Genomic DNA, 1,646 nt, shown 5'->3' with positions numbered 1-1,646 from the left:
TGTTTTCCTCTCTGGGACACCCAATTCAAAAAATATTGAAAAGCCCGACCAGATACCTTTGCTCGTCATTGGTGATGATGGTTTTATTGATTGTTTTGTCTGATCCAATAATCTTGACTTCAATGCTGAATATTGTTTTTGCTATATCAATGGCCTTCTCGGCACTGATGCTTGCTTTTTTTTCATATAACTGGCGCTCAAGTTCTTTATACACCTTATAAGCAGCAAAGGATAGGCAGATATGGGCTTCTATCCGTCTTTGTTTCCTATGGAAAATAGGCCTGATCCTTAAATCGTGCTTGGAAATTCTGAATGCTTTTTCGATTTTCCAGAGCTGTCGGTAGTTATCGATGACATCCTCCATTGACAGGGACAGATCATTGGTCTGGAACCCTTTCAGCCCGTCCCATTTGGCATCTTCCTCAAATTTTTCCCTGTCAATGGATATGTTCATCTTGCCCTCCATCTTCAAATATTTGTTATAGCCTCTTTTATTGATGTTTGATTTGGTGAGTTTGCCTGATTCAATCTGCTTTTCCAGTCTTTTAAGCCCCCTTTCCCTGTTGAAAAGATCCTTTTTGGCCCTTTTGTCGGAATAGTTGATGATCAGGGCGGTGCCTTTGTCTTTCCGGATCACCTTACTTTCCCCGTTTTTCAGATTGAGAGCGGATATCTGTTCCGTAATCTTGGCGGGCTGGTTTTTGATCCTTGCACCCAAAATATATTTGTAACCCTTTTCTTCCAGATCTGCGGTGTTTTTATTGCTGATCAGACCCGAATCGGCCACTATGGTCAGACTTTCAAACTTATATCTTTCCCTGAACGCATCAATGATCGGCAGCATGGTGTCCCCTTCATATTTGTTGCCTTCAAATATATCATATGCCAAGGGATAGCCGCCCACGCTTACCAAAAGGCCCAGTACTATCTGGGGATGTTGGTGCTTCCCGTCCTTTGAAAAGCCCGTCTTGCGCAGGGTATCTTCCTTTTCTATTTCAAAATACAGTGTTGTCACATCATAGAACACCATGCTGATACCGCCCTCCAAAATACCCAGGGTATGATCGTAACTTATCTGTTGGACCTTTTCCTTCTGGGTGTTGTACAGTTTGTCCATATAGCGGTAAACAGCCTCTACATCGATGCTCAGCGAATAGTACTTGAAAAGATAATCTGTCGTTCTGAGCTTACTGGAGGGGCTTTCAATCCTGGACAATACCAGTGGCCTGAAAAGATCCGAGTCAATCCGGCCAAACCCTATCTCATCGAATATCCTGCCCAACAACAGTTCCACCCCGGAAATGGTAATCCCGGAGATCCGGTCAAGAACGGTACGTGTAATCTGTTCATGGTTGGTGAAATCCAGGGCTTCCTGCCCGGTATGGTCATGTATCCATTGATTGGCAAGGGAGACCAATTGCTCAACCTTAAAAACATCTTTGCTTGACCCGACCGTCTTCCTGACAACATATTTACCACTGCTCTTATCAATGACCTGGACACTGATAACCCCGCTTGGGTTCTTCTTTTTACGCACAAACATCCCCCAAAATAGAAAAAATCAGCGGCTGGGACACCCAAATTCAACAAAAATGTGCTCTCAGAGTGATTAAAGGCACTTTTGAGAAACTACCGAGGAAAACAGG

The 1,646-nt window shown here is 43.7% G+C and carries 1 protein-coding gene; it reads right to left on the bottom strand.

Features of this window, described 5'->3' with window-relative positions; translation table 11 throughout:
* Positions 1-25: 25 nt before the first annotated feature.
* Positions 26-1,543: an IS1634 family transposase gene (locus H1A14_RS23005; protein WP_194778665.1), complete on the bottom strand. Its 1,518-nt coding sequence runs from the start codon at positions 1,541-1,543 to the stop codon at positions 26-28.
* Between the last annotated feature and the right edge of the window lie 103 nt (positions 1,544-1,646).

The organism is Pararhodonellum marinum (genome assembly GCF_015354735.1).
Lineage (GTDB): Bacteria > Bacteroidota > Bacteroidia > Cytophagales > Cyclobacteriaceae > Pararhodonellum > Pararhodonellum marinum.
This window is presented reverse-complemented; position numbering and strand designations above follow the sequence as displayed.

Coding starts and splice junctions, on each gene's coding strand:
- H1A14_RS23005 (WP_194778665.1), bottom strand. CDS start 1,543: ATGTTTGTGCGTAAAAAGAAGAACCCAAGCGGGGTTATCAGTGTCCAG.